This is a genomic window from Sulfurimonas sp. (assembly GCF_028714975.1).
Lineage (GTDB): Bacteria > Campylobacterota > Campylobacteria > Campylobacterales > Sulfurimonadaceae > Sulfurimonas.
Genome location: NZ_JAQTLH010000004.1, coordinates 128,625 through 152,057, shown reverse-complemented (window position 1 = coordinate 152,057; position 23,433 = coordinate 128,625). Strand labels below are relative to the sequence as shown.

The window sequence follows — 23,433 nt, the reverse complement described above, 5'->3', positions numbered from 1 at the left end:
GTAGCCTGCATAACTTACACCCAATTATCAAATTTTAGATTTTCAACTCTTTTGTATTATTGGTCACAAGTGTCATAACAGGCTACTTTATCAGTTAATTATTATTTTAGAGATGTGGACAACACTACTTCTTATCGCTCTGACACTGGTTGGGGTGATGGAGCTTGAAAAGTATTTTAGAAAGAAATTGAATCCTCTGAATAATCTAAACAAATAGAGATTGCTTCACTGCGTTCGCAATGACCGTCATTGCAAGCCTCTTTAAGAGGCGTGGCAATCTACTTTTTAGATATGCTTATCTCCAAATCACTCACCACTTGATGCATTTTAAAGAGCGAATCAGGATTTAGCGAGATGGAGTCTATACCGCCAAGTACCAAAAACTCCGTGATTTCCGGATAATCAGACGGTGCTTGTCCGCAGATGCCTATATATTTTCCTCTTTTCTTGCATGCCTCTATAGCCATTTGTAGCATTCTCTTAACCGCTTCGTTTCTCTCGTCAAATATATGGGCGATTTTTGCGCTCTCCCTGTCAACCCCAAGAGTCAGTTGAGTTAAGTCGTTTGAGCCGATTGAGTAGCCGTCAAAAACTTCTAAAAACTTATCGGCAAGTATAACATTTGCGGGAATTTCGCACATTGCATAGATCTCAAGAGAGTTTTTGCCTTGAGTAAGCCCTTGCTCGTTCATAATCTCTATAACTTTTTTGCCCTCCTCGGGTGTGCGGACAAACGGAATCATTATTTTAATATTTGTAAGCCCCATATCGTCACGCACTCTCTTTAATGCCTCGCACTCCCACATAAATGCTTCACGGTAACTATCATCGTAGTAACGGCTCGCACCGCGAAAGCCTATCATAGGATTTTCTTCCTCTGCCTCATAAATAAGACCGCCCGTCATACCGCGGTACTCGTTGCTTTTAAAATCACTTGTTCTTATAATTACCGGTTTTGGGTAAAAAGCAGCCGCAATCATTCCTACACCCTCGCTGATTTTTTGTAAAAAGAACTCTTTTTCATCAGTGCAAGGAATCATAAAAGAGCGGATTTTATCCTCATCTTTAACACTTTTTCCTTTGTGCATATCAACAAGCGCCATAGGATGAGCGTTGATGGAGTTGTTCATAATAAACTCCATTCTGGCAAGTCCGACTCCGTCATTTGGCATTTTTGCAAAGTTAAAAGCCTCTGCAGGATTTCCGACATTTACAAAAAGTTTGGTTTTTGTAGGTTTAAGTTTGCTCATATCTATCGTTTTGATGGAGTACTCAAGTTTGCCTTCATACACATGCCCCTCATCACCCTCGGCACAACTGACGGTTACTATTTGTCCATCTTGCAAAACTGCCGTTGCATTGCCGCATCCGACGACGGCAGGAACGCCTATTTCTCGCGCAACGATAGCCGCATGACATGTACGGCTTCCGCGGTTGGTTATGACTGCCGAAGCTTTTTTCATAACAGGCTCCCAGTCGGGATTTGTCGTATCTGCTACTAAGATGTCACCCTCTTTAAAGCGTGCAAATTCGGTAGTATCATTTATAACGGTTACTTTCCCCGTACCGATTTTTTCACCGATTGCGCGTCCCGATGTTAAAATTTTTGCATCTTTTGCGTTAAGTGAATATTGTTCACTTGTCATACTTTTGTTTTGTTTGCTCATTACGGTTTCCGGTCTTGCCTGAACGATGTAGAGCTTAGAGTCGCCTCCGTCTTTTGCCCATTCGATATCCATCGGTCGTTTATAATGCTCTTCGATGATAAGTGCCTGCTTGGCAAGTTCTATTACTTCTTTATCATTTATGGAGAAGCTCTCTTGTTCCTCTTTCGTTGTTACGACATTTAGAGTGCGTGTATCTTCGCTGTATAACATCTTCTCTTTTTTACTTCCCAAAGAGTGTTTTAAAATAGTGTCGATTCCATTTTTTAGAGTAGGTTTAAAGATAAAAAATTCATCCGCATTTACTCGCCCGCTTACCACATTTTCGCCCAACCCCCAGATGGAGTTGATGAGTATGAGATTCTCTGAACCGCTCTCGGTGTCTATGGTAAACATAATCCCGCTTGAAGAGATATCGCTTCGTACCATCTTCTGCACACCCACGGAGAGAGCAACTTTGAAATGGCTAAAAGAGCGGCTTGTGCGGTAGCTGATGGCGCGGTCGGTAAACAGTGAAGCAAAACAACGCAATACGCTCTCAAGCAATGCTTCTTTTGAGTTGACATTTAAAAAAGTCTCTTGTTGTCCCGCAAAAGAGGCATCGGGCAAATCTTCGGCAGTTCCGGATGAGCGAACCGCTACATCGATATTTTGTGAGTTATACTGATTTGATAATATTTTATATGCTTCAAGAAGTTCATCAACAAGCACTTTTGGAAGATGTGAGTTTAAGATAAGGGTACGGACTTCAAGTCCGCGTTTTTGAAGATTATCTGTATCGGTTATATCCAAATCACTCAGTATCTGAGCAATTTTATCTTTAATGGCGTTTTCTTCAAGAAGAAGCCAGTAAGCATCGCTTGTGGTGGCAAAACCGTTTGGAATATTTACGCCCTTTGGGGTTAGGTTTTGGTACATCTCTCCAAGCGAAGCGTTTTTACCGCCAACCATCGGAACATCACCGATGCCAAGTTCATTGAAAAAGCGTATGTATTGCATAAGAAAAGCCCTCTGATATGAAAATTATTTGTATATACTATCATAAAATCGGCTATTAGATTCATAATGTAAGATGGTCATGTGCCAAGGAGTTTACGACGAAGCAATCTATGTTTGTTCAGAAAGCTCAATTAGCAAGGGCAGAGTTACGGTAGATAAAAAAGAGCGACAAACCTTACGAGTGGTCGCTTGCCTTTTTTACAAAATGACACTCGGTAGTCGAATATGGACATGTTTTTGATATGCTCATCTCAAACTGATCTTCTTTTATGCCGCCTTGTTTGCGGTCATAATGTCGCATTGCGGCACGAAAAGCGGTAAGAACCATATTTGCACTGTCTTGATGTTCGGTTGAGATGCGTTCAACCTGCTCACCTTCAGGCTTTGACATATCGACCTTTGGAGCAGGAAGAGAAGCGTAACTCTCTTTTAGTTCATTCTCAAGTGTTGAAGTCGTCTCTAGTGCATTTGCTATCTCATCGCCTTTTATCATCTCGGTAAAAAGCGAGCCGAGCGTTGTCGTATCTTGCGTGCCGTTTGTACCGAATTTTATATCAGTTATAAACTTCTCATCTCTTTTTATGTACATAATCACATAACTTTTTGTAGCGTGGTCTATTCCGACTCCTACGCAATCTGCATCTTCAAGCTTACCGTAATTCTCCGGCTGCATAAGATGTTTACCGATTTCTGCCTGCAGTTCTTTATCTTCAACCATTTTTTACTCCCCGAGTTTTTCTATAATTACACCGTTATCTTTGATAAATTTTGAGATTACTTCAGAGTGCGTATGCTCATAAGGTTTTAAGTACACAATGCGTTTTATACCGCTTGCGATTAAGTTTTTACTGCACTCGCTGCACGGTTCAAGCGTAACATAGATAGTCGCACTCTCTACGCTAATCCCTTTTCTTGCCGCCCAAATGATTGCATTCATTTCCGCGTGTATCTCATAAGTTTTTGACCATTCGTGATGTTCGGCGGTATACTCTCCGCTCCAGTGCTCACGGCAGTTTATATATCCTGAGGGAGTGCCGTTGTAGCCAGTACTGAGTATTCTTCCGTCTTTTACAATCACCGCACCTACTTGTTTAGAGACGCATTTTGAAGCCGTCGCAATCTCTTGTGCAATTTTTATAAAATTTTCATCACTTAACATCTATTTTACTTCTCTGATAACTTGAATCTCCGCATTTCCTCTTAGTCTTGCAAAGTAGTCGCTTAGAACTTGTTCTCTCTTTCGCTCCATAATCAGATTGACTATCTGATTTTTAAGACCCTCATAATTTGTCTCTTTTGGATTTTGAATCTCTTTTAGATAAAAGCTTACAAAAGAGCCGTTTGGTTCGGATATTATCGGAGTAAAACTGTTTATTTGCGTATTTTGAAGCAATTTAGCCAACTCCGGCGAAATTCTTTCAAACGCAAGTGTCTGCTCTTCGACTCTTACATCGGTAGCGTTGTACATAGGAGAGGTTATCTTTTTTTGAAGAGCATCCCTGTTTTGTGAACTATATATTGTAGTTTTAAAAGCGACCGGATGCAAAAAATCCTCTTTATGCAGCTCATAATACTCTTTTATCTCATCTTCTTTTGGTGTATCAATCGATGAGTAAGCTATAGCGGAGTAGAGTTTTTGAGAGAGGAGTTTCTCTTTTGTTTTTTCTTTAAACTCTGCGGAACTAAAACCGTTTGAGTTTCTCACTGCCTCATAAAACTCATCTATGCCCATCTTGTTTGCAGCTGCTACTTTTTTGATATCATCGTAAACGTCACTGCTTGTTACGCTGATTTTTCTCTCGCTTATCTCTGAAGCTTCAAGTTTTTTTCTTATTAAAGAGTCGGTCGCGATCGTTGAATTGGCATTTAATACACGCATCTCCTCTTTGACATCATAAAGAGTGATAATATCCCCTTTTACGATAACACTGACACCGTTAATTAACTCAGCACTAAGTATTGCGCTAAAAAGAAGAGGTAAAAATATTTTATACATTGAAAATCCTGTAAAATTTAAGATAGGTATTTTACCCGCTTTTAACAAATAATAGCCTAAAATTCGACAACTATTTTATAAAGGTTTTTTTATGGTTGTAACTCGTTTTGCTCCAAGTCCTACCGGTTATCTGCACATCGGCGGTTTAAGAACGGCTCTTTTTTCATATCTTTGGGCTAGAAAAAACGGCGGGAAGTTTCTTCTTCGCATTGAAGATACGGATAAGGCTAGAAACTCACAAGAGGCTGCAGAGGCGATTGTAAAAGCGTTTCATTGGCTGGGTTTAGAGCATGACGGAGAGATAATTTATCAGTCGCAAAGAGATGATATTTACGCAGTTTATATCAAACAGCTTTTAGAAGAGGGAAAAGCCTACAAATGCTATATGTCAAAAGAGGAGCTAGACGCGCTTAGAGAGACTCAAATGGCAAATAAAGAACGGACGAAATACGACGGCAAATATCGTGATTTTACAGGCACTCCGCCGGAGGGCATAGAGCCTGTTATCCGCATAAAAGCGCCTCTTAGCGGTGAAATTTTGGTTCGTGACGGCGTAAAAGGCGATATCTCTTTTCAAGCTGAAGATATTTTGGATGATTTTGTTATTGCAAGAGGCGACGGTTCGCCGACTTATAACTTTGTCGTAGCGATTGATGACCATCTTATGGGAGTTACAGAGGTTATCCGCGGGGATGACCACCTCTCAAACACGCCAAAACAGATAGTGGTTTATGAGGCACTCGGATTTGAAGTACCGAAGTTTTACCATGTACCGATGATTCATAACCACGAGGGTAAAAAACTCTCTAAAAGAGACGGTGCAACCGATGTTATGGCATATAAAGAGATGGGCTATACTCCGCAAGCACTTCTAAACTTTTTAGTTCGTCTTGGATGGAGTCACGGAGATCAGGAAATTTTCTCGATGGATGAGATGATGGAATTTTTTAACCCTAAAAACATCAATAAATCAGCATCAATCTATAACACGGAAAAACTTGACTGGCTAAACTCTCACTATATCAAAAATACTCCAAACAGTGAGTTGGCAGAGATGCTTGAGCAGTACGGTTTGCTGCTTACTTCACATGATAAAAAAGAGATTTTACTCGATGCCCTAAAAGAGAGAGCAAAAACGCTTAAAGAGATGGCACTGCTCGTAAATGAGATAATTATTGCTCCTGCAACTTTTGATGAAAAAGCTGTTGAGAAATCATTTAAAGGTGATGCCGTAGAGGTTTTAAATAATTTCAAAGCGAAGGTAATCGCTTCAAGTGAACTTCATCTGCCAAGTGATTACCACCACTTAATGCAAGAAGTTGTCGATGAGATGGGCATCGGTTTTGGTAAAATCGGTCAGCCGCTTCGCGTTGCGCTTTTAGGAAAAATGAGCGGACCGGGACTTGACAGTGTAATGGCGATAATCGGTAAAGACGAAACGATTTCAAGGATAGATAAGGCAATAACTGCTCACAGTTAAATAATTAAAACTTCTACCTCAAAAATTACAAATATTGCAGTAAAATACAACATCGGCAATGTAATTTTTGAAGGATTTATCATGATAAACTCGCACAAATTTTTAAAGTCAGTTCTTGACACGGTAACGCAACATATCTCCGTAATTGATAAAGATGGGAAGATTGTGTATGTTAATAAGAGTTGGATTGCATTTGGGGAAAGCAATAATTGCTCGATGCATAATGTTTGGGATAAGATTAATTATCTCAAAGAGTGTGACAAATCTGCATCATGCGGCGATGAACTTGGAGCCAAAGCAGCCGAGGGTATAAGAGATGTTATTAACAAAGTAAAAGACTTTTTTTACTTTGAATATCCGTGTCACAGCCCGTATGAAAAGAGATGGTTTATGATGAGAGTTATACCGTTTGGGCTAGAAGATAAAGAGTATTATGTTATTTCACATGAAAATATCACAGAAAGAGTATTAGCCGAAGAGAAAGTATTAAACCAATCTCGTATTGACGGACTTACCGATATTGCCAATCGTAGATATTTTGATGAATTTTTGGATAACGAGTGGAAGCGTTGCGCGCGGTTAAAGCTGCCTCTTTCGCTGGCAATTATCGACCTTGATCATTTTAAGTCGTTAAATGATACCTACGGACATCAAGCGGGAGACGAGTGCTTAAAAAGAGTCGGTGCCGTGCTTAAAAAATTTACACATAGACCTGCCGACCTTTGTGCAAGATACGGTGGAGAAGAGTTCGCGATAGTGCTCGGTGATACTACTGCCGAAAATTCTTTTGATATGATGAATGATTTGATTGATAATATTCGTGCTTTAGGCATCCCGAATAAAAACTCTTCAGTTATACCTACGCTTACCGCAAGTGTAGGAGTGGCAACTATGTATCCACATACTTGCGGCAGTAAAGAAGAGTTGATATCGGCTGCGGATAAGATGCTGTATAACGTAAAAGAGAACGGTAGAAATAAGGTTTTATATTTTACATAAAACCTTTAATCCGCATACCATAAATAGAGTTGCTTTTATATTGACAAATCTCTATGCATCTCTACATACTCATCAATATTTTCTAGTAATATATCTACCAGTTTCGGCTCAAATTGCTTGCCTCTTTGCTCTTTTAAAAAGGCAACGACATCTTCTACCGGCCATGGCTCTTTATATACTCGCTCAGAGAGCAGAGTGTCAAAAACATCTACAATCGCAACAATGCGCGCATAGATAGAAATCTCTTCGCCCCTTAGCCCTTGCGGATAACCGGTTCCGTCATATTTTTCATGATGTTCATAAGCAATTAAAGCCGCAGTTTTTAGTATCTCTCGTTTAGAATTTTTTAAAATGTTATATCCAAAAAGAGAGTGGGACTTAATAATATTAAACTCATCTTGAGTCAATCCGCTCGGTTTATTTAAAACAGCATCGGCGATTCCGACTTTTCCTATGTCATGAAGAGGCGATGCTATCTCTATGAGTTTTATCTGCTCATCGCTTAATCCGTACTCTTTTGCAATTATTGTGCTTAGCGTGGCAACTCGTTTTGTGTGTTGGCTTGTAGGAAATGAACGAATCTCCTCTATTTTTCCTATCATTAGCATAGTCTCTTTTAGAGTCGATTCTATCTCCTCATTTAAAAGTTGAAGTTGTTTGTTTTTATATTTTAGCTCATTCTCTTTTTCTATAACGGTTCTGTTAAAATTATTTACGCTTAATGCAACATCCTCAAACTCTTTACTTTCATACTTATTGCTGTCTATATTTTTATGTAAAAAATAAGCATCTTTAGTTTCATCGATAATATCTAAAAGAGGTTTGCTTATATAACGCTCAATGACATGAAACATATTAAACACTACGGCTAACGCAAATAAAAGCAGAGCTGCAATAATCACATAACTGTTTTTTATGACAAAGTTCTGGTATGCATCAATCTCCATTTCAATATCTACAGCGCCCAAAACCGTACCCTCTTTGACATGATGGCACTGCAGACAGCTGGAATTTGCGATATAAGGAACAACCGATTTAACGCTGCTTTGCATATCTCTCCACTCTATATATACCTCTTTTTTTTCTAAAATAGCTCTAAGGTTACTGTTTAGCTTCTTTTCGGACAAGGTTGATTCGCCATACTCTTTTATGACTGCATCTCCGCGAATAATTTTAATAGTTTTTATATCATGAACCGAAGATATTTCATCCAAGAAATAGTCTCGTTTATCCATTATTCCGGCTTTCATGTGCGATGTCAAACCGGCTTTTATAATTTCTGAAATTGAATGGATTTTATTTTCTACTATAAACTGAAAAAAACTTCTGTAACTTAAAAGAACTATAGAAACTATAATCAATGTAGCAACAATAAAAACCTGCAGTAAGCGGGTTACGGTAATTACTTTAATACTTCTCTTCTCCACCCTTATACCTTTTAAATAATTCTTAGTTTGATTATAGAGTTCTTTAGCTTATCCGATTCTTTTATCATATTTGGTATACTTCCACTAAAATTTGCATCGGTGCAGTCGACTTGGCAATTTTAACAGGAATAGAGAGTGAAACAGAAGATTTTGATTTTGCACGGCTGGGGCGGAAGCGACTTTCCCCACTGGCAGAGTTGGTTGGCAGCAGAGATTGCAAAAGATTACGGATGTGTCAGTTTTTTAAAGTTTAGCGATGTCGATTTTCCACAAAAAGATGTGTGGATGAGAGAGCTAATCAAAGAGATTGAGGAGTTTAAACCTACCGTAGTAGTTTGCCACTCCATCGCAAATATACTCTGGTTTCACATCTGTAATGAGATAAAACTACCGGTGATTGAGAAACTTTTTCTTGTAGTTCCGCCGAGTTTTAAGTGTGACATTAAAGAGTTGGAGAGTTTTTTTCCTTGTGAAATACCATCAAAGCTTTATGCAAAAGAGTCTCTGCTTGTAACATCGACAAATGACCCCTATATGAGTAGGGATGAGGCAGCAGAACTTCAAAAAGCGCTTGGTATAGAGATGAAAGTTTTAGAAAACGCAGGGCATATAAATGCCTCTAGCGGTTACGGCGAGTGGCAGTGGATATTAGAAGAGATAAAAAGGTAAAAAATAAAATATGATACAACTAATAAATATTTCAAAAAATTTCGGCAAACAAGAGCTTTTTAGCAATCTTAATTTCAAACTAAACTCCGGCAATAAAGTCGGACTTGTAGGTAGAAACGGTAGCGGAAAGTCAACCCTTTTTAAACTCATACTCGGCGAAGAGACACCGGATGTAGGTGAAATAGTTATCCCAAAAGGGTATAAGATAGGCGCACTTAAACAGTATCTTGAGTTTAGCGAAAGCACGCTAAGAGAAGAAGCGGCACTTGCACTTGAAGAGGATATGAAGTACGATATCTATCGGGTGGAAAAAATCCTTTTTGGCTTGGGCTTTACTCAGGAGGATTTGGATAAAAATCCGCTCTCATTCTCAGGCGGTTATCAAATCCGTATCAACCTTGCAAAGCTTTTAGTAACCGAACCGAACTTACTGCTTTTGGATGAGCCGACAAACTATCTCGACATCCTCTCTCTTAGATGGTTAAAAAACTTTTTAAAAGCATTTGAGGGCGAAGTTATCATCATCACCCACGATAGAGATTTTATGGACGGGGTTACAACGCATACAATGGGAATTATCCGCAGAAACCTAAATATCATTCAGGGCGATACGCATAAATTTTACGACCAACTCAAAGCAAACGAAGAGCTTTATGAAAAGCAGAAGATTTCACAAGATAAAAAGGTAAAAGAGCTTGAGGATTTTATCGCCCGCAACAAAGCGCGTGCTTCAACCGCCGCTCTTGCGCAATCAAAAGTAAAACAGCTTGAGAAGATGGACTTGCTTGAAGATTTGGGTTATGACTCAACGCTTGAATTTGATTTTAACTACAAAGATACGCCCGCAAAAGTTTTGCTTGATGTAAAAAATCTAAGTTTTGGCTACACGCCGGATAATATATTGTTTAAAAATATCTCTTTTGTGCTTGAAAAAGGAGAAAGAATCGGTATTATCGGAAAAAACGGTAAAGGTAAATCAACTCTCTTAAATACCATTGCAGGGGAGCTAAAAGCAGTTGGCGGCGAAGTTCATATGCACCCGACTACCGCGTTTGCACACTTCGGTCAAACAAATATCGCAAGACTGCATCCAAACAGTACTGTTTTAGATGAAATCCACTCTGCAAATACAAAACTCTCCGCGCAAACCATACGCGGTATCGCAGGTGCTATGATGTTTAGCGGAGATAGTGCCGATAAAAAAGTCTCGCTTCTATCAGGGGGCGAAAAAAGCCGTGTAATGCTTGGGCAGATTTTGGCTCGCGATGTAAATCTTCTGTTCCTTGATGAGCCTACAAACCACTTAGATATGGACTCTATCGAGGCTCTAACCGTGGCAATCCAAAATTTTAAGGGCTCCGTAATTATCGTAACCCACTCGGAGGAGTTGCTTCGCCGTGTCTGTGATAGGCTTATCATCTTTACAAGAAACGGTGCAGAATATTTTGACGGCGGATATGATCTCTTCTTAGAAAAAATGGGTTGGGAAGAAGAGGAAGATGATTTTGTTAAACAAAAACCAAAAAACAGTTTTAAAGATAATAAAAAGACAAAAGCCGATTTAGTGAGAAACAAAAACAAGCTCGTCTCACCCATAAAGAAAAAAATAGAAAAACTTGAAGCTTCTATCATAAAAAGCGAGGAGACGCTTGCATCACATCAAAAAAAGCTCCTTGAGGCTTCAAGCAAAGGAGACAGTTTTAAAATCATCGAGTTTTCAAAACTTGTAGCGATGGAGCAAAAAGAGGTAGAGAAGATGTTTGAACTCTTGGAGATTTTACAAAATGAATTTGACACGATATCAGAGGATTTTGACAAGAAAATAGCAGAGATTGGGGATTAAAGTTTGACTGTCTAAATTTGGAGTTCTTTTAATGAAAGATACAAAAAACAGTACAAAATATTTTATATGGATGATTATTGCTATGCTGTTTTGGGGTATTGCGTGGACAGCTGGTAAGGTTGCGGCGGAACATTCAACTGCCGAAGTTGCCGCATTTTGGCGTTATGCCATCTCTTTTATAAGCATAATTCCCATCGTTTGGTTTTTAAAAACTCCGCTTAAAACGGATAGAATAGGTTTTTTGTATATGCTTAGCGCGGGGGTACTGACTTCGCTGTTTAACTATCTTTTTTTTGCCGGTCTTGCAGAGGGTCAAGCGGGATACGGTGGTACGCTTGTAACATCTCTGGCTCCTATCATTACTTATATTTTATCCATACCTATATTAGGCACAAAAGTTTCTCTTAGGCAGATAACTGCTCTCTTTATAGGCATTTTAGGCGCTCTTACTCTTCTTCGCGTGCCATTTGACGGATTTGCGTTTTTAAATATACAAAGTTCCTATTTTCTCGGATGTGCCGTTGTTTGGTCTCTTGTTACGATAATATCTCAAAAAGCCGCCAAAAGAGCAGATTTGATGTTTTATACTTTTGTTGTTTTTGGTATCACGGCTTTTATAAATATGCTTTTTGCTCTGCCTCATAGTCCGTTTGATTTTGGGGCGTACGATAGTATGTTTTGGATAACCATCGCATTTATAGGGGTGATTCCCGGAACATTTAGTACCGCTCTTTATTTTGTTTCAGCCGGTAAAATCGGAGCGCATAAAACGGGTGTATTTATGTTTATAGTTCCCATCGGCGCGATTGTCTCTAGTTTAATAGTATATGATGAAGTATTGGCTCTCTCGACAATTATCGGATGTTTATTAGCCTTTGCGGCGGTGTTTCTTTTTAATATGAGGAGAACTTCTAAAGTTTCAGTAATTGTTGAGTAGATATACCCTAAACTTTAATCAAAAGAAAAAATAGTAGTATATTGAATTATACAAAAGGTTATCGATGTTAAAAAAGTATTATTATCAGTTTTTTTTATTAGCTTTAGCTTTTATACTCTTTTATAATGATGACTATAAAATTATTATAGTCGGTGTCGCTATATTTTTTGTAGGTATGCTTTTTATGGAGGAGGGTTTTAAGCTATTTAACAGCGGGTTATTGGAAAAAGTTTTACAAGTCAGTACAAACACTATCCCAAAAGCTATAGGAACAGGTGTTATAGCAACAGCTATCACACAAAGTTCATCTTTGATTTCTATAATAATTATCTCATTTTTAAGTGCAGAGCTTATCACTCTAAGCGGTGCCGTGGGTGTAATATTCGGCTCAAATGTCGGCTCAACTACGACGGCATGGATAATCTCCTCTTTAGGCGTAAAAATAGATATAGCGACTTATGCGATGCCTTTGATTATTTTTGGAGTAGCCTTAAAATTTTCAAGCAATAAAAATTATCAGGGAATCGGAAAAATAGTGCTAGGGCTGGGGTTTATTCTTCTGGGTATTGATTATATGAAAGATGGATTTGAAGGTTTAGAGAGCAGATTTGATTTGTCAAAATTTGCGGTTGAGGGCTATTTCGGTGCTTTGGTTTATGTATCGCTTGGAGTTGCGGCAACTGTTATTATGCACTCTAGTGCCGCAACAATGGCACTTATCATAACGGCGCTTGCAACAAATCAAATCATCTATATAAATGCGGTTGAGCTCGTCATCGGAGCAAATATAGGCAAGACGATTACTGCCGTCTTAGGGGCTATAGCATCAAATGCAAACGGCAAAAGAGTAGCGCTTTCACACTTTATTTTTAATGCCGTAACAGCCGTTGTTGCAGTAATTTTTTTATATCAATTAAGCGATTTTGTAATATTTTTAGCTTCAAAAATAGGTATAGCAGATAATAATTACGGTATGAAACTAGCACTTTATCATACTATTTTTAATATTCTTGGGGTTATATTGATATCCCCTTTTATGCATCAATTTGTAAAATATCTTGAGACGCTCTTTTTGGAAGAGAATAAACTTACTCCAAAGCCGTTATATCTTGACAATGTAGTTATCAATGTGCCGCATGCCGCAATAGAATCCATAAGAAAAGAGACGATTCATCTTTACGATAGTGCAATTGAAGCCATATCACACTCAATGTTTTTGCATCGACATGATTTTATTAAAAGTACGGATATAGCAAATGCCGTTAAAAATTCCGATATGAGCATAGATGAAGATATAAACGAGTCTTATGCAAACAAGATAAAATCACTCTACGGGGAGATAATTCACTATGCTACGCTTTCTCAAGAAAACATGAATGAAGAAGATCAAGATAGAGTATATAACCTAAAGCTTGCTTCAAGAGATATCGTAGAGGCTATGAAAAATATGCGGGACTTGCAAAAAAACATATCATACTACTCAAAATCAAGAAACACATATATCCAAGAGGAGTATAATAACTTACGGTTGTATATAGCTAAGACTATAGATGCTATAGAAAAACTAAAAGAGCACGATGATGATTTGGATACTATATCTTCGATTGAGCTTTTAAAAGAGAACACTAAAGCACTAGATGATATAAAAAACAGTCGAATCGATGCGCTTATAAGAGAAAATAAGATTGACTCAAAAATGGCTACATCGCTTATAAACGATAGTGCCTTTGCATATGATGTTACGCAAAAACTGATACAAGTTGCTACAATATTGTGGATAAAAGATATCGATATCAGAACTTTGGGAGCGAAGAGATGAAGATAAATAAAGTGTTTAAGGGGATTGAAAAACTATTTTTTAGTGAATTTACCAATGAAAAAAAGCAGGAAAAATTAAAAGAAAAACTTCTTAAAAAAATAGAACAGACAAAGGTAGAGATAAAAAACGCCGAAAATGACGAAGAGACGCAAGACTTAAAAGCTAAACTCTACATACTAAAAAAGCTGCTTGAGAGAGTTTAGAAATATTATTAAGCAATAATTTAAGCTATATGTACTAAAATGTGTACATATAAAATCAAAAGAGGTAAAATGCAAACGATTTCATTTTCAGAAACAAGACAGCATTTAGCAGCAACAATGGATAGTGTTGTTGTGAATCATACGCCTGTTATAATTACTAGACAGAACAAGGAACCTGTTGTTATGATTTCTCTTGAAGATTATAAATCCATAGAAGAAACGGCGTACTTAATGCAAAGTATAACAAATGCAACAAGACTTAATAGCGCAATTTCAAAACTTGAAGCAGGGTTGGGCACACAAAGAGAGCTTATAGAATAATGAATCTTGTTTTTGCCGATGAAGCTTGGGAAGACTATTTATATTGGCAACAAAGAGATAAAAATATTTTAAAAAAAATAAATACTCTTATTAAAGAAATAAAAAGAGAACCGTTTAAGGGTATTGGGGAGCCGGAAGCATTAAAATATAATTGGTCCGGCTACTGGTCAAGACGAATAACAATAGAGCATAGATTAGTTTATAAAGTTACAAGCGATGCCATTTTAATCGCACAATGCAGATATCACTATTAAAATTACATCGAGTATAAAATACGCTCAATCGCTTCTAAAAGTTTTGCGTTATCAACTTCATTTACATAGGCATAAGCAAGTGCGGCTCCCGCTCCTACGCCCTCTTTTGCTTCGCCCTCATCATACTTTTTGAGTATCGGTATGGTTGCATTTTCAAATGAAAAACTGGTATACACGGCATTGGGCTTATAACTTAAAAGAGATAAAATATGCGCTATATCCGAGTTTTTGTCATTTGCCACCCATGAAGTTGTTGCAAGAGTTATATTTTCATGCTTTACCCTCATAAGCACATCCTCTCTAAGTCTATCAGCCACCAAGAGACATGCCGCCATCTGCGTTCCGCCTGCTAGCACTATATGAAATCTTCGTGACGCGCTCATCAAAAAACCGGCACAAAAGATAAGCATATTATCACTCACGACGGAGAGCTTTTCAAAATTGCTCATCTCATCGTTTATCAGGGAGAGAGCTTTATTTATAGTCTCGTTTCTTACATTGTTTGGCACATGTAAAAAGCTTGAAGAGAAGTCATCTTTGCAATCATATCCGAGTGCCAAGGCAGTCGCCGTTGCCGTTGTCGTTCCGCTTGGGGTTGATTCGCCTAAAATCAGATAATTTCCCTTTAGCTCGTAACTCTCTCCCGCTGCCATTCCTTTTCTAAAAACGGCTTTTGCGTCTATGTCGGCTCCCAAAGCTATTGAGTTTGAGGGCAGTATGTTAAAACTATGACATATAGAATTTTGCGGAATTATTTGCAGTCCCAAATCAAGAATCTCGGTTGCGCTAAAGGGTACCAAGTTATGCACCGCTCTTGTTATGATTGCCGGAGTCGGCACACCTGTGGGAGTTTCGGCAAGTTCACCCAAAGAGTAAACCCTCTCATTTATGATAAACTCCGCATCAAGAGTAGGTGTCAGAGGAATCATTCCCGGAATCCCGGCTTGAGTAATTCCCTCAATCTCGCAAGTTTTCGTAACGGATGCCGCTAGTAAAAAATCAGCCCTGCCGCATGGCAGTGAATCAGGCTCATTTGTAAATATGTTATATGTTTTCAATTTTTATTCCTTTATAAAATTTTTAACTGATGTTACACACTTTTAAAATCAAACACCATAAAAGAGCCGTTTTCAACACTAATGCCAAACGCCTCTTCTAAGGTTATTTTTTTAACAATGCTCAGTAAAACACGGATAACTCCTGCATGAGTTACGACTAAAATATTTTCTTTGTTTAATGACGGTAAAAAAAACAAAAAAAACTCTTCCACTCTTTTGATATACTCCTTATGCGGCTCACCGTCAAGCGCTTCTATCCACTGTAAAAAATTTATATACTCTATCTCGCCTTGAGCGATAATCTCATCAAAACTAAGCCCCTCATGTCTACCCCACGACTTCTCTCTTAACTTGTCCGAAAAAAAGGCATCTTTTGAATGGATAGAGTATTTTAGTGTCTCTTTTGCACGCCTCAAATCTGAGCAAAAAACTGCATCAAACTCCATTGTATCGAGCTCTTTTGCAACTTTTCTTGCTTGAATTTCGCCATTTTTTGACAAACCTATATCATTATGCCCGTTATAACGGTTTTTATATCTCTCATCCACTTCGGCGTGGCGAACCAAGGTTATTCTCATGCCAAGCCAAAGAGTAGAAGATTTAAAAGAATGAGTTCGCTCACCTCAATAGTAAAACCGTAGATATCACCCGTAAATCCGCCGTATCTTTTAATGAAAAAGCTTTTTATAACAAACAAAACTAACAAAGCACTAACAAGCAGAAGCAGTTTGTTATAAAATAGAACTGCTAAAATTGAGTAAAAAAGTGCGATAAGCATTTGCGGTTTTGTAAGTTCTGCTTTTGCCAAAGTTCCCATACCGTTTTGACTGATATATGGATAGAAGTAGATTGCCAAAACAGCGTTTAGTCTTGAGAGAAGCAGCACAAGAGGCAGAATATAAAAGGCTTGAAAGTGAGCCAAGGTTGAGGCTTTTAAAATCAAAAACGAAACACTTATTATCATTCCCATTCCACCGACATGTGAGTCTTTCATAACCTCCAAGGCTCTGGCTTTAGGAGCGTACAGCCCGTCTACCGTATCGCTAAAACCGTCAAGATGAAGCGCACCGGTAAGTAAAACCCAAAGAGCAAAGATGATAACGCCAAGATGTGTTAAGGCAACATACGGACTTAAAACCGAGTAAACACCCCATAAAACAGCACCTAAAACAGCGCCCACAAGCGGATAGAACATAACGGCATAACCATTAATGCCCTTGTAAAAATCGTGGATTTTAAAAAAAGGAACAGTTGTTAACATCGACATTGCGAGTGCAAAACCTTTAAAAATATCTCTCATTTTATCCTCACGGGTATACCGGCAATCGTGTGGTAAACCTCGTCACATCTGCTTGCGATTAGTTGAGAGAGCTTTCCGCTTATATCTATAAACTCTCGTGCAAGAGCGTTATCGGGAATGATTCCGCACCCGACATCGTTAAGTACAAAAACTATACTTTTATCAAGCGCCAAAACGCTCTCTAACTCTTTTTTCATATCAAGAAAACCGTAGCCATGATATAGCATATTGTTTATCCATATACTAACACACTCGATTAAAACAGTACTGTTTTGTTTTAAAATCGCTTCATAGAGTTTTAGAGGCTCTTCTATCGTTTCAAACTCTTCACTTCTTTGAAGTTTGTGCTCATCCACTCTACGCCGCATCTCCTCATCCATAAACTCGCTAGTTGCAAGATAGATAGGTTTTATGGCTGAATTTTTAAGCGTGTATATTTCGGCATTTAGTGATTTCCCGCTTTTAGTGCCGCCGATAAAGAGTGCTTTTTTAGTTTTCATTTTGAAATTTTATCCAATGAAACAAAAAAATGAGGTTTTTTAAGAGAGATTTATGTTTAAAAAAGAGGAGAGAAAAACTCCATCCATAAGGCGGATGGAGTATAAAGTTAAAGATTTTTACTAATCTTAGTAAAGATCTTGACTTGGATGGTTAGGTTTGCTAACTTCTGTATTACCGTTGTTTGTATCGTAAGTTACGATGTTGTCTGCTTGAAGAGCACCTAATGTAAGAGCGATTAATAAAATGATGTTTTTCATCTTGTTTCCTTTGGTAAGAGAGCTTTACCCTCTACTATTTTAAATCGGAGTAATTTTATCCGATTTAACTTTTAACTCTTTTATGCTTTTTAAAGTAGCAGTTTTATTTAAGGTTTGGTTTATACTTTTAGCAATGATAGAAAGACTTGTTTGCCCTAAAGTAGCTGCAAAAACCTATTTTCATCAATATTCTTGTCGATATTAAGTTGTATTGTATGCATAAAAAGAAATGAAGTTCTTTCACAGTCTCTCCTGCGTGAGATGGTTCATTTTAGGTTGTTTGAGAAAAGTTATTTTTCGCTTTGCGCTATTATTTTATCTATTTGCTTTTTTATAGGCGGAAGCTTATCTACAGCTACATTCCAGATTATCTCTTCATCAATTTCAAAATACCAATGAATAAGTTTATCTCTCATTTTAGCCATCAACGACCAAGGAAGTTCTTCAAATTTGTCGGTAATCTCTTTTGGTATCTGCTTTGTAGCTTCACCGATAACTTCTATCTCTCTTATGCAAGCACTAACAGTTTTATCATCTTTTATAAAATCATCATAAGTCATACCGTTAATAAATGAGCCGATTTTTTCTATTCTCTTGCTTATGTCTTCCAAAAATAGCAAATAGTTTCTCTTCATATTGCTATGGCTTCTTCCATAATCTGTTCTTTTAGCTGCGCTTTTAATTTTCTTTTTGGAACCAAGTCTATTTTATGATGCAAATTTTTGCTAAGAAACTCTTCTATCTCAATAAAGGTAAGCAAATCAGGGGTTTTACGAAAATCAACAAGGACATCTATATCACTTTCATCGGTTTGTTCATTTCTTGCAAAGGAGCCAAAAATATAAATATCAGAAATGCTGTATTTTTCATTTAAATAAGGTTTTAACCCTTTCATATGCGATTTTACATAATCCAAAGACACCATTTACAACCCCTTTTAAATTTTACTATGAACTATTTTATCCATTTTACCTAAAACATAACAAACTAAAGCTAAAGAACAAGTGCCTCTTGTATAAAATCCATATCTACATATTTGTCTATATGCCCTGCGAACTCTTTTATTGCTTTTTCTTTGTACTCTTTAAAATTATATCCCTCATAGGTTTTATCTATTTTGTAAAATAGTCTGTAACGAAACTCATCGTTTTCAAAAATCCCATGCACAAATGTTGCATAGAGATTTTTTTTCTTTACGACTCTCTTTTTTGCTACTCCGTTATGTATCTCGTATCCGTCTATCATTGAGCCAAAAAGATAGTAGCACCCTTTTTTTACAATCTTCTCTTTGGCAAAAACAACTTCGCCCTTTATCCGCCCAAAACCAAAAACCTCTTTAAATTCGGACTCTACCGCGTCAGGGTCTAAAATTCTCTCAAACATCATCTCATAACCGCCGCAAATGGCTACTATTTTTTGTTTTTTTGAGCTTAAAACCCTCTCAAATCCCCGCTCTTTTAGCCACAACAAATCATCAACCACTCTTTTGCTTCCCGGTAAAACTACGACCTGACAAGTAGCTATATCGCTCGCGTTTGATATAAAAACCAGCTCTACCTCTTTGTCCACAACAAGAGGCTCAAAGTCCGTAAAATTGCTGATATGCGGAAGTTTTATAACGCCTACTTTTATCTTTGCTTTGCTTGTATATTGAATATAGTTCATTATAGATTCGCTGTCTTCAAAACCGAGATTGAAAGGTTTAAACGGTACGACACCCAAAACTTTTATGCCAAACTTCTTTTCTATGATGACTCTTCCCTCATCAAAAAGAGTCATATCACCTTGAAACTTGTTGACTATCACGCCTATAATATTCTCACGCAGTTTTTTCGGAAGCAGTTTATAAACACCGTATATTGAGGCAAAAACACCGCCTCTCTGGATATCCGCCACTAAAATAATCTTTGTGTTAAACTCATCTGCTACAAAGATATTTGATAGGTCTTTATCCATCAAGTTTAGCTCAACGGGACTTCCCGCACCCTCGGCAACAATACAATCATACTCTTCTTTGAGCTTTAAAAACGCCTCTTTTACGATGGGTTGTAGAGTTTTTATATCGCGGTAATACTCCCAAACATCTTTGTTGCCGACACTTTTACCGTTAATAATCATATGTGCTTTTGATTTTCCGCCGGACTTTAGCAAAATAGGGTTCATATACGAAGTTGTTTTAAGTCCGATTGCTTCTGCGGCAAAGTACTGTGGAATGGCGATTTCGCCCCCATCATCCGTTACTTGCGAGTTGTTAGATACATTTTGAGCTTTAAAAGGTGCCGCGCTGATGCCGCGATGGTGCAGAAGATAGGTTATAGCAAAGCTAAGAGTCGATTTTCCGGCATCACTGCTTGTGCCGAATATGCTAAGTGAGTTCATTTTTTTATTTTATCTAAAAAAGGATTATACTGCTGAGTTTATGTGAAGATTTATGTAAAAAAGAGGAGAGAAAAACTCCATCCATAAGGCGGATGGAGTATAAAGTTAAAGATTTTTACTAATCTTAGTAAAGATCTTGACTTGGATGGTTAGGTTTGCTAACTTCTGTATTACCGTTGTTTGTATCGTAAGTTACGATGTTGTCTGCTTGAAGAGCACCTAATGTAAGAGCGATTAATAAAATGATGTTTTTCATCTTGTTTCCTTTGGTAAGAGAGCTTTACCCTCTACTATTTTAAATCGGAGTAATTTTATCCGATTTAACTTTTATGCTTCTTATCGTTTTGTAAGTAGCAATTTTTTTTAAGATTATATTATGCTGAGTGTAACTTATTTATATGCGTTACACCTTTCCATCACTCCCATACTCCTGCGTTGGAGTGCATATTTCAGGTTATTTTTCTATCCTATTTTGTGTCATTTTGGAACATAAACTCTTTATATATTTATTTAACTTTTTGCTTAACTATGTTATAACCAAACTTATAATATAAATACATATATGGAACTATAAATGCTGTATTTAAATTGTTCTGATATGAATTTAATGTGGAGTTGTTATTATGAAAAGAACTATCGCAAACACAAATAACTATTTTTCTTCTTCTGTTAAAAAACAAACAATGATTGTAAATTCTGTATATACTTCTGCTAAGGTTGAAGGTTCTAAAACAACAAAAAAAGAACTTAAAGAGCATTATAAGCTTATCCATTCATAATTTCCTCAATTTTTGATTTCAACAACTCTCTCATAGGTTCATAATTACAATTATAGCCTTGATGAATTTTTTGAATATAGTTATCGCCATTTTTTAAATTTAATCCTATCATTGGAAAACCATTTTTAGCCAAAATAATATCACATACCAATCTACTCAGCCTGCCATTACCTTCTCTAAATGGATGCATGAAAAGAAACTCACTAATAAATTGAGCCAAATCTAAGGTAATTATATCTATATCATCATAGTTAGTTTTACTAATCTTTACAATTAACTCATCAAGCTGAGGAATAGCCTCTAAAAATTCTAATCGCCAACACCAAGCTTCATCTCCGCTACCCTTGCGCATCTCAACAGTTCTTAAATCACCGGCAAAAGGGTATATAGTTTCAAAAATCGCTTTATGCCATTTTTTAATGGTGTTAAAATTGAAAGATTTTGATATATCAAGGTTATCTACCAAATAATCATAAACTTCTAAGAGCTTTAAATCTTCTTCTTTTTGAATTAAATCTTGATTTGTTGATTTTAAGTAGTTAATACAAACACCTTTTGATGTTGTAATAGTTTGTATGTTTTTGCTATCCCAATTATTCCAAGGGTTTTTAGTAATATCCTTATCATCTATAAAACTACACTCATCTGTTCTATCGTTTAAGATGCTTAACGGAGGTTTTTTTTCACTAAAATATTTACTATCACTCTCATACCAATATTGGTATGTTTTAGTTTTTTTCAGCTTGAAAGCATATAGTAAATATTTTGTTTTTGTCATATTAATCAGCTTTTTCTTTAATAATTTTATATTCTCTTGATAAGCAATGGTTGTTCCTCGCTCCCATGCTCCTGCGTGGGAGTCTATAATAAGCTCTAGCCATTTTTAAATTCTATTAATCTTTTAAATTCATCTAAAATAAAACTAGAATAGACAATCATTATCTCCATTAAATACCCTAATCTATCCAAAGAGCTATGCTCATTTTTATAGATTTCATTTAAACATATCATATCTTGATACTTTTCTGTTCCAAAGTAAGCAGATATTGTATTTTTGAAATTATCATCTATTTTCACATATTTTTTCATTTCATTATAAATGTAATCAATGCTAGTATTGTTTCCTCTTTGATGAACTATTGCATCTCGAAATTCTTTTATCATCTGCATAAAAAAACGATAGTTAGTTTCTTTCTTAAAAAATTTGCCACTTTCAAAGTCTTCAAATCTTGGATGATTTTTTTCTCTTAATTCATTTATAATAGTGTAATATGCTTTCTTTTTTTTGTCAGCAATAAAAATACTATCATCATATTCTTCTAATAATTTATAACTATTTTCAATAAACTTAATATATAGCTCAAAAATATCAACCAGAATCCATTGATATTGCTTGTTATGATAAAATTCTATTGATTCCATTAATTCATCTATATTTTTCTCTACGAAACCTAATGACTTATAAAAACCATTCATATCTTTATACATAAAATTTGTCATAAACATTGATTCATTTTCTAATGACTTATTATCTATTATGATTGTTTTAGCTATCTTTTTTTGTTTATCTAATTCTTGTACTTTAGTTCTTTTGGCATTTAATATTAAAGATTTATAAAAATTTATTTCAAGTAATTCATCGGTAAACTCTTTATGCTCAATATCTAGTTTTTGAAATAATTGATCTTTTGTCACGAAGCACTATCCACAATCGATATTCCATCATATCGTTTACTCATTTTAATTCAGCCTGTTCAGATTTTTTAGTCTAACAATCTTTATCTCATATGGGAGATATTTTTGAATGTTCTGTAGTTGTATTATTTGACTCATGTGTAATTTATCTGTTGTCTTAATTTCTACAAGTTGAATTTTTTGGTCTTTTAGTAAAACAAGATCAGTCCAACCAGTATCAATTAAATAATTATCAATATATTCGATAAAATGCTCTTTTTTCAATATACTATTAGCTACCAGTGATATTTTTGTTTCAATATCCATTGCTAAACGAATATCTTTATACTCTTGTTCTGTCAAATATTCTATTACATATTGATAATATTCCAAAATATTTTCGTCCGTCACTTTTTTCTTTGATTCTAAAATAATCTGTTTAACAAGTTCTTTGCCCAACAAAGCTAAATGTACGAATGGTGACAATGTAATATAAATAGTGTTGACTTCATGAGCTGTGGCAAATGAATACTTTTCTCTGTACGCTTCTTTTAAAATATCCAATACTATAGCTGTCAAAGCCCTCTTTTTCAAAGTATAGTTTTGCATCATTTTCAGGGTATTTACTTTCTCTTTGTAGTGAAATATCTTGAAGTTGGATATTTAAAAAATAACACTGTTCTTTCAATGGCAAGCTCTCAATGGCTTTATTGAATCCATTTTGTGTTAAAGACAATTCATCGTTATTTATGTAACCTCGCCAGCGTAATGCTTCAACTGTTTGCTTTCTGATTGTTGTATTTACATTTTTTAAAATACTTTGAAGGAGCATTATTTGTGGTTTTGAAAGTGAATCTGTAATCATCATGTTTTA

Annotated in this window: 28 protein-coding genes; 10 read left to right on the top strand and 18 right to left on the bottom strand. The window is 36.4% G+C overall.

The features are described from left to right. Nucleotides 1–278: 278 nt before the first annotated feature. The 4 genes from ppsA to PHQ93_RS05385 all read right to left on the bottom strand — a co-directional run bounded on the left by ppsA (nt 279) and on the right by PHQ93_RS05385 (nt 4,659). Nucleotides 279–2,663 (bottom strand): pyruvate, water dikinase, encoded by a 2,385-nt coding sequence (ppsA, locus tag PHQ93_RS05400; RefSeq protein WP_299941876.1) that lies wholly within the window; start codon nt 2,661–2,663, stop codon nt 279–281. A gap of 175 nt (nt 2,664–2,838) precedes the next feature. Next, entirely contained in the window at nt 2,839–3,381 is a 543-nt protein-coding gene (locus PHQ93_RS05395; RefSeq protein ID WP_299941873.1) for an iron-sulfur cluster assembly scaffold protein, read from the bottom strand. Nucleotides 3,382–3,384: 3 nt separating this feature from the next. Further along, the gene (locus PHQ93_RS05390) at nt 3,385–3,822 is read right to left on the bottom strand and encodes a dCMP deaminase family protein (RefSeq protein WP_299941870.1); all 438 of its coding nucleotides are present in this window, start codon (nt 3,820–3,822) and stop codon (nt 3,385–3,387) included. Beyond that, the gene (locus PHQ93_RS05385; RefSeq protein ID WP_299941867.1) at nt 3,823–4,659 is read right to left on the bottom strand and encodes a peptidyl-prolyl cis-trans isomerase; all 837 of its coding nucleotides are present in this window, start codon (nt 4,657–4,659) and stop codon (nt 3,823–3,825) included. A 91-nt stretch (nt 4,660–4,750) separates the two neighbouring features. On the opposite strand from PHQ93_RS05385, the gene gltX reads away from it, so the two are divergent. After that, entirely contained in the window at nt 4,751–6,139 is a 1,389-nt protein-coding gene (gene gltX / locus PHQ93_RS05380; protein WP_299941864.1) for a glutamate--tRNA ligase, read from the top strand. 81 nt (nt 6,140–6,220) lie between these two features. After that, nucleotides 6,221–7,138, top strand: coding sequence for a sensor domain-containing diguanylate cyclase (locus tag PHQ93_RS05375; protein ID WP_299941861.1), 918 nt, complete (start codon nt 6,221–6,223; stop codon nt 7,136–7,138). A 35-nt stretch (nt 7,139–7,173) separates the two neighbouring features. Here the strand turns inward: PHQ93_RS05375 and PHQ93_RS05370 are convergent, their stop codons facing one another. Next, complete coding sequence (locus tag PHQ93_RS05370) at nt 7,174–8,565, bottom strand: HD domain-containing phosphohydrolase (protein WP_299941858.1); 1,392 nt, start codon at nt 8,563–8,565, stop codon at nt 7,174–7,176. Nucleotides 8,566–8,700: 135 nt separating this feature from the next. Here PHQ93_RS05370 and PHQ93_RS05365 point away from each other — a divergent pair, with 135 nt between their 5' ends. From PHQ93_RS05365 to PHQ93_RS05335, 7 genes are all read left to right on the top strand, one after another. After that, nucleotides 8,701–9,234, top strand: coding sequence for an alpha/beta hydrolase (locus PHQ93_RS05365; RefSeq protein WP_299941855.1), 534 nt, complete (start codon nt 8,701–8,703; stop codon nt 9,232–9,234). Between the two features lie 10 nt (nt 9,235–9,244). Continuing rightward, entirely contained in the window at nt 9,245–11,077 is a 1,833-nt protein-coding gene (locus PHQ93_RS05360) for an ATP-binding cassette domain-containing protein (RefSeq protein WP_299941852.1), read from the top strand. Nucleotides 11,078–11,108: 31 nt separating this feature from the next. Then, a complete protein-coding gene (locus tag PHQ93_RS05355) occupies nt 11,109–12,014 on the top strand; it encodes a DMT family transporter (RefSeq protein WP_299941849.1) in 906 nt (301 codons plus the stop codon). 64 nt (nt 12,015–12,078) lie between these two features. Beyond that, entirely contained in the window at nt 12,079–13,833 is a 1,755-nt protein-coding gene (locus PHQ93_RS05350) for a Na/Pi symporter (protein ID WP_299941846.1), read from the top strand. After that, on the top strand, nt 13,830–14,036 hold the full coding sequence (locus PHQ93_RS05345; protein ID WP_299941844.1) for a hypothetical protein: 207 nt from the start codon (nt 13,830–13,832) through the stop codon (nt 14,034–14,036). Before PHQ93_RS05350 ends, PHQ93_RS05345 begins: the two co-directional genes overlap by 4 nt. A gap of 69 nt (nt 14,037–14,105) precedes the next feature. Next, nucleotides 14,106–14,357 carry a type II toxin-antitoxin system Phd/YefM family antitoxin gene (locus tag PHQ93_RS05340; RefSeq protein ID WP_299941842.1) on the top strand — a complete coding sequence of 84 codons (252 nt, stop codon included), beginning with the start codon at nt 14,106–14,108 and terminating at the stop codon, nt 14,355–14,357. Next, a complete protein-coding gene (locus PHQ93_RS05335; protein ID WP_299941837.1) occupies nt 14,357–14,611 on the top strand; it encodes a Txe/YoeB family addiction module toxin in 255 nt (84 codons plus the stop codon). The genes PHQ93_RS05340 and PHQ93_RS05335 overlap by 1 nt, the downstream gene beginning before the upstream one ends. Before the next feature lie 2 nt (nt 14,612–14,613). On the opposite strand, the gene PHQ93_RS05330 is transcribed toward PHQ93_RS05335, so the two are convergent. The 9 genes from PHQ93_RS05330 to PHQ93_RS05290 form a co-directional block, all read right to left on the bottom strand. Next, nucleotides 14,614–15,669: a nicotinate-nucleotide--dimethylbenzimidazole phosphoribosyltransferase gene (locus PHQ93_RS05330; protein WP_299941834.1), complete on the bottom strand. Its 1,056-nt coding sequence runs from the start codon at nt 15,667–15,669 to the stop codon at nt 14,614–14,616. Nucleotides 15,670–15,701: 32 nt separating this feature from the next. Further along, entirely contained in the window at nt 15,702–16,247 is a 546-nt protein-coding gene (locus PHQ93_RS05325) for a histidine phosphatase family protein (protein WP_299941831.1), read from the bottom strand. Beyond that, nucleotides 16,244–16,969, bottom strand: coding sequence for an adenosylcobinamide-GDP ribazoletransferase (locus PHQ93_RS05320; RefSeq protein WP_299941828.1), 726 nt, complete (start codon nt 16,967–16,969; stop codon nt 16,244–16,246). The genes PHQ93_RS05325 and PHQ93_RS05320 overlap by 4 nt, the downstream gene beginning before the upstream one ends. After that, nucleotides 16,966–17,469: a bifunctional adenosylcobinamide kinase/adenosylcobinamide-phosphate guanylyltransferase gene (locus PHQ93_RS05315; RefSeq protein WP_299941825.1), complete on the bottom strand. Its 504-nt coding sequence runs from the start codon at nt 17,467–17,469 to the stop codon at nt 16,966–16,968. Before PHQ93_RS05315 ends, PHQ93_RS05320 begins: the two co-directional genes overlap by 4 nt. Before the next feature lie 126 nt (nt 17,470–17,595). Next, a complete protein-coding gene (locus PHQ93_RS05310; RefSeq protein ID WP_299941813.1) occupies nt 17,596–17,727 on the bottom strand; it encodes a hypothetical protein in 132 nt (43 codons plus the stop codon). 290 nt (nt 17,728–18,017) lie between these two features. After that, nucleotides 18,018–18,362 carry a DUF86 domain-containing protein gene (locus tag PHQ93_RS05305; RefSeq protein WP_299941822.1) on the bottom strand — a complete coding sequence of 115 codons (345 nt, stop codon included), beginning with the start codon at nt 18,360–18,362 and terminating at the stop codon, nt 18,018–18,020. Further along, complete coding sequence (locus PHQ93_RS05300; protein WP_299941819.1) at nt 18,359–18,652, bottom strand: nucleotidyltransferase family protein; 294 nt, start codon at nt 18,650–18,652, stop codon at nt 18,359–18,361. The genes PHQ93_RS05305 and PHQ93_RS05300 overlap by 4 nt, the downstream gene beginning before the upstream one ends. A gap of 68 nt (nt 18,653–18,720) precedes the next feature. Then, complete coding sequence (locus PHQ93_RS05295) at nt 18,721–20,106, bottom strand: cobyric acid synthase (protein ID WP_299941816.1); 1,386 nt, start codon at nt 20,104–20,106, stop codon at nt 18,721–18,723. Between the two features lie 124 nt (nt 20,107–20,230). After that, nucleotides 20,231–20,362: a hypothetical protein gene (locus PHQ93_RS05290; protein WP_299941813.1), complete on the bottom strand. Its 132-nt coding sequence runs from the start codon at nt 20,360–20,362 to the stop codon at nt 20,231–20,233. Between the two features lie 367 nt (nt 20,363–20,729). Here PHQ93_RS05290 and PHQ93_RS05285 point away from each other — a divergent pair, with 367 nt between their 5' ends. Beyond that, on the top strand, nt 20,730–20,885 hold the full coding sequence (locus PHQ93_RS05285) for a hypothetical protein (RefSeq protein ID WP_294881648.1): 156 nt from the start codon (nt 20,730–20,732) through the stop codon (nt 20,883–20,885). Here PHQ93_RS05285 and PHQ93_RS05280 read toward each other — a convergent pair. The 4 genes from PHQ93_RS05280 to PHQ93_RS05265 all read right to left on the bottom strand — a co-directional run bounded on the left by PHQ93_RS05280 (nt 20,872) and on the right by PHQ93_RS05265 (nt 23,424). Next, nucleotides 20,872–21,663, bottom strand: coding sequence for a Fic family protein (locus PHQ93_RS05280; protein WP_299941810.1), 792 nt, complete (start codon nt 21,661–21,663; stop codon nt 20,872–20,874). The two genes, PHQ93_RS05285 and PHQ93_RS05280, sit on opposite strands and share 14 nt — an antisense overlap. Nucleotides 21,664–21,758: 95 nt before the next feature. Continuing rightward, nucleotides 21,759–22,580, bottom strand: a complete 822-nt coding sequence (locus PHQ93_RS05275) for a hypothetical protein (protein ID WP_299941807.1) — start codon at nt 22,578–22,580, stop codon at nt 21,759–21,761. A 45-nt stretch (nt 22,581–22,625) separates the two neighbouring features. Beyond that, nucleotides 22,626–23,138: a hypothetical protein gene (locus tag PHQ93_RS05270; protein ID WP_299941804.1), complete on the bottom strand. Its 513-nt coding sequence runs from the start codon at nt 23,136–23,138 to the stop codon at nt 22,626–22,628. Further along, on the bottom strand, nt 23,068–23,424 hold the full coding sequence (locus tag PHQ93_RS05265; RefSeq protein ID WP_299941801.1) for a hypothetical protein: 357 nt from the start codon (nt 23,422–23,424) through the stop codon (nt 23,068–23,070). The genes PHQ93_RS05270 and PHQ93_RS05265 overlap by 71 nt, the downstream gene beginning before the upstream one ends. Between the last annotated feature and the right edge of the window lie 9 nt (nt 23,425–23,433).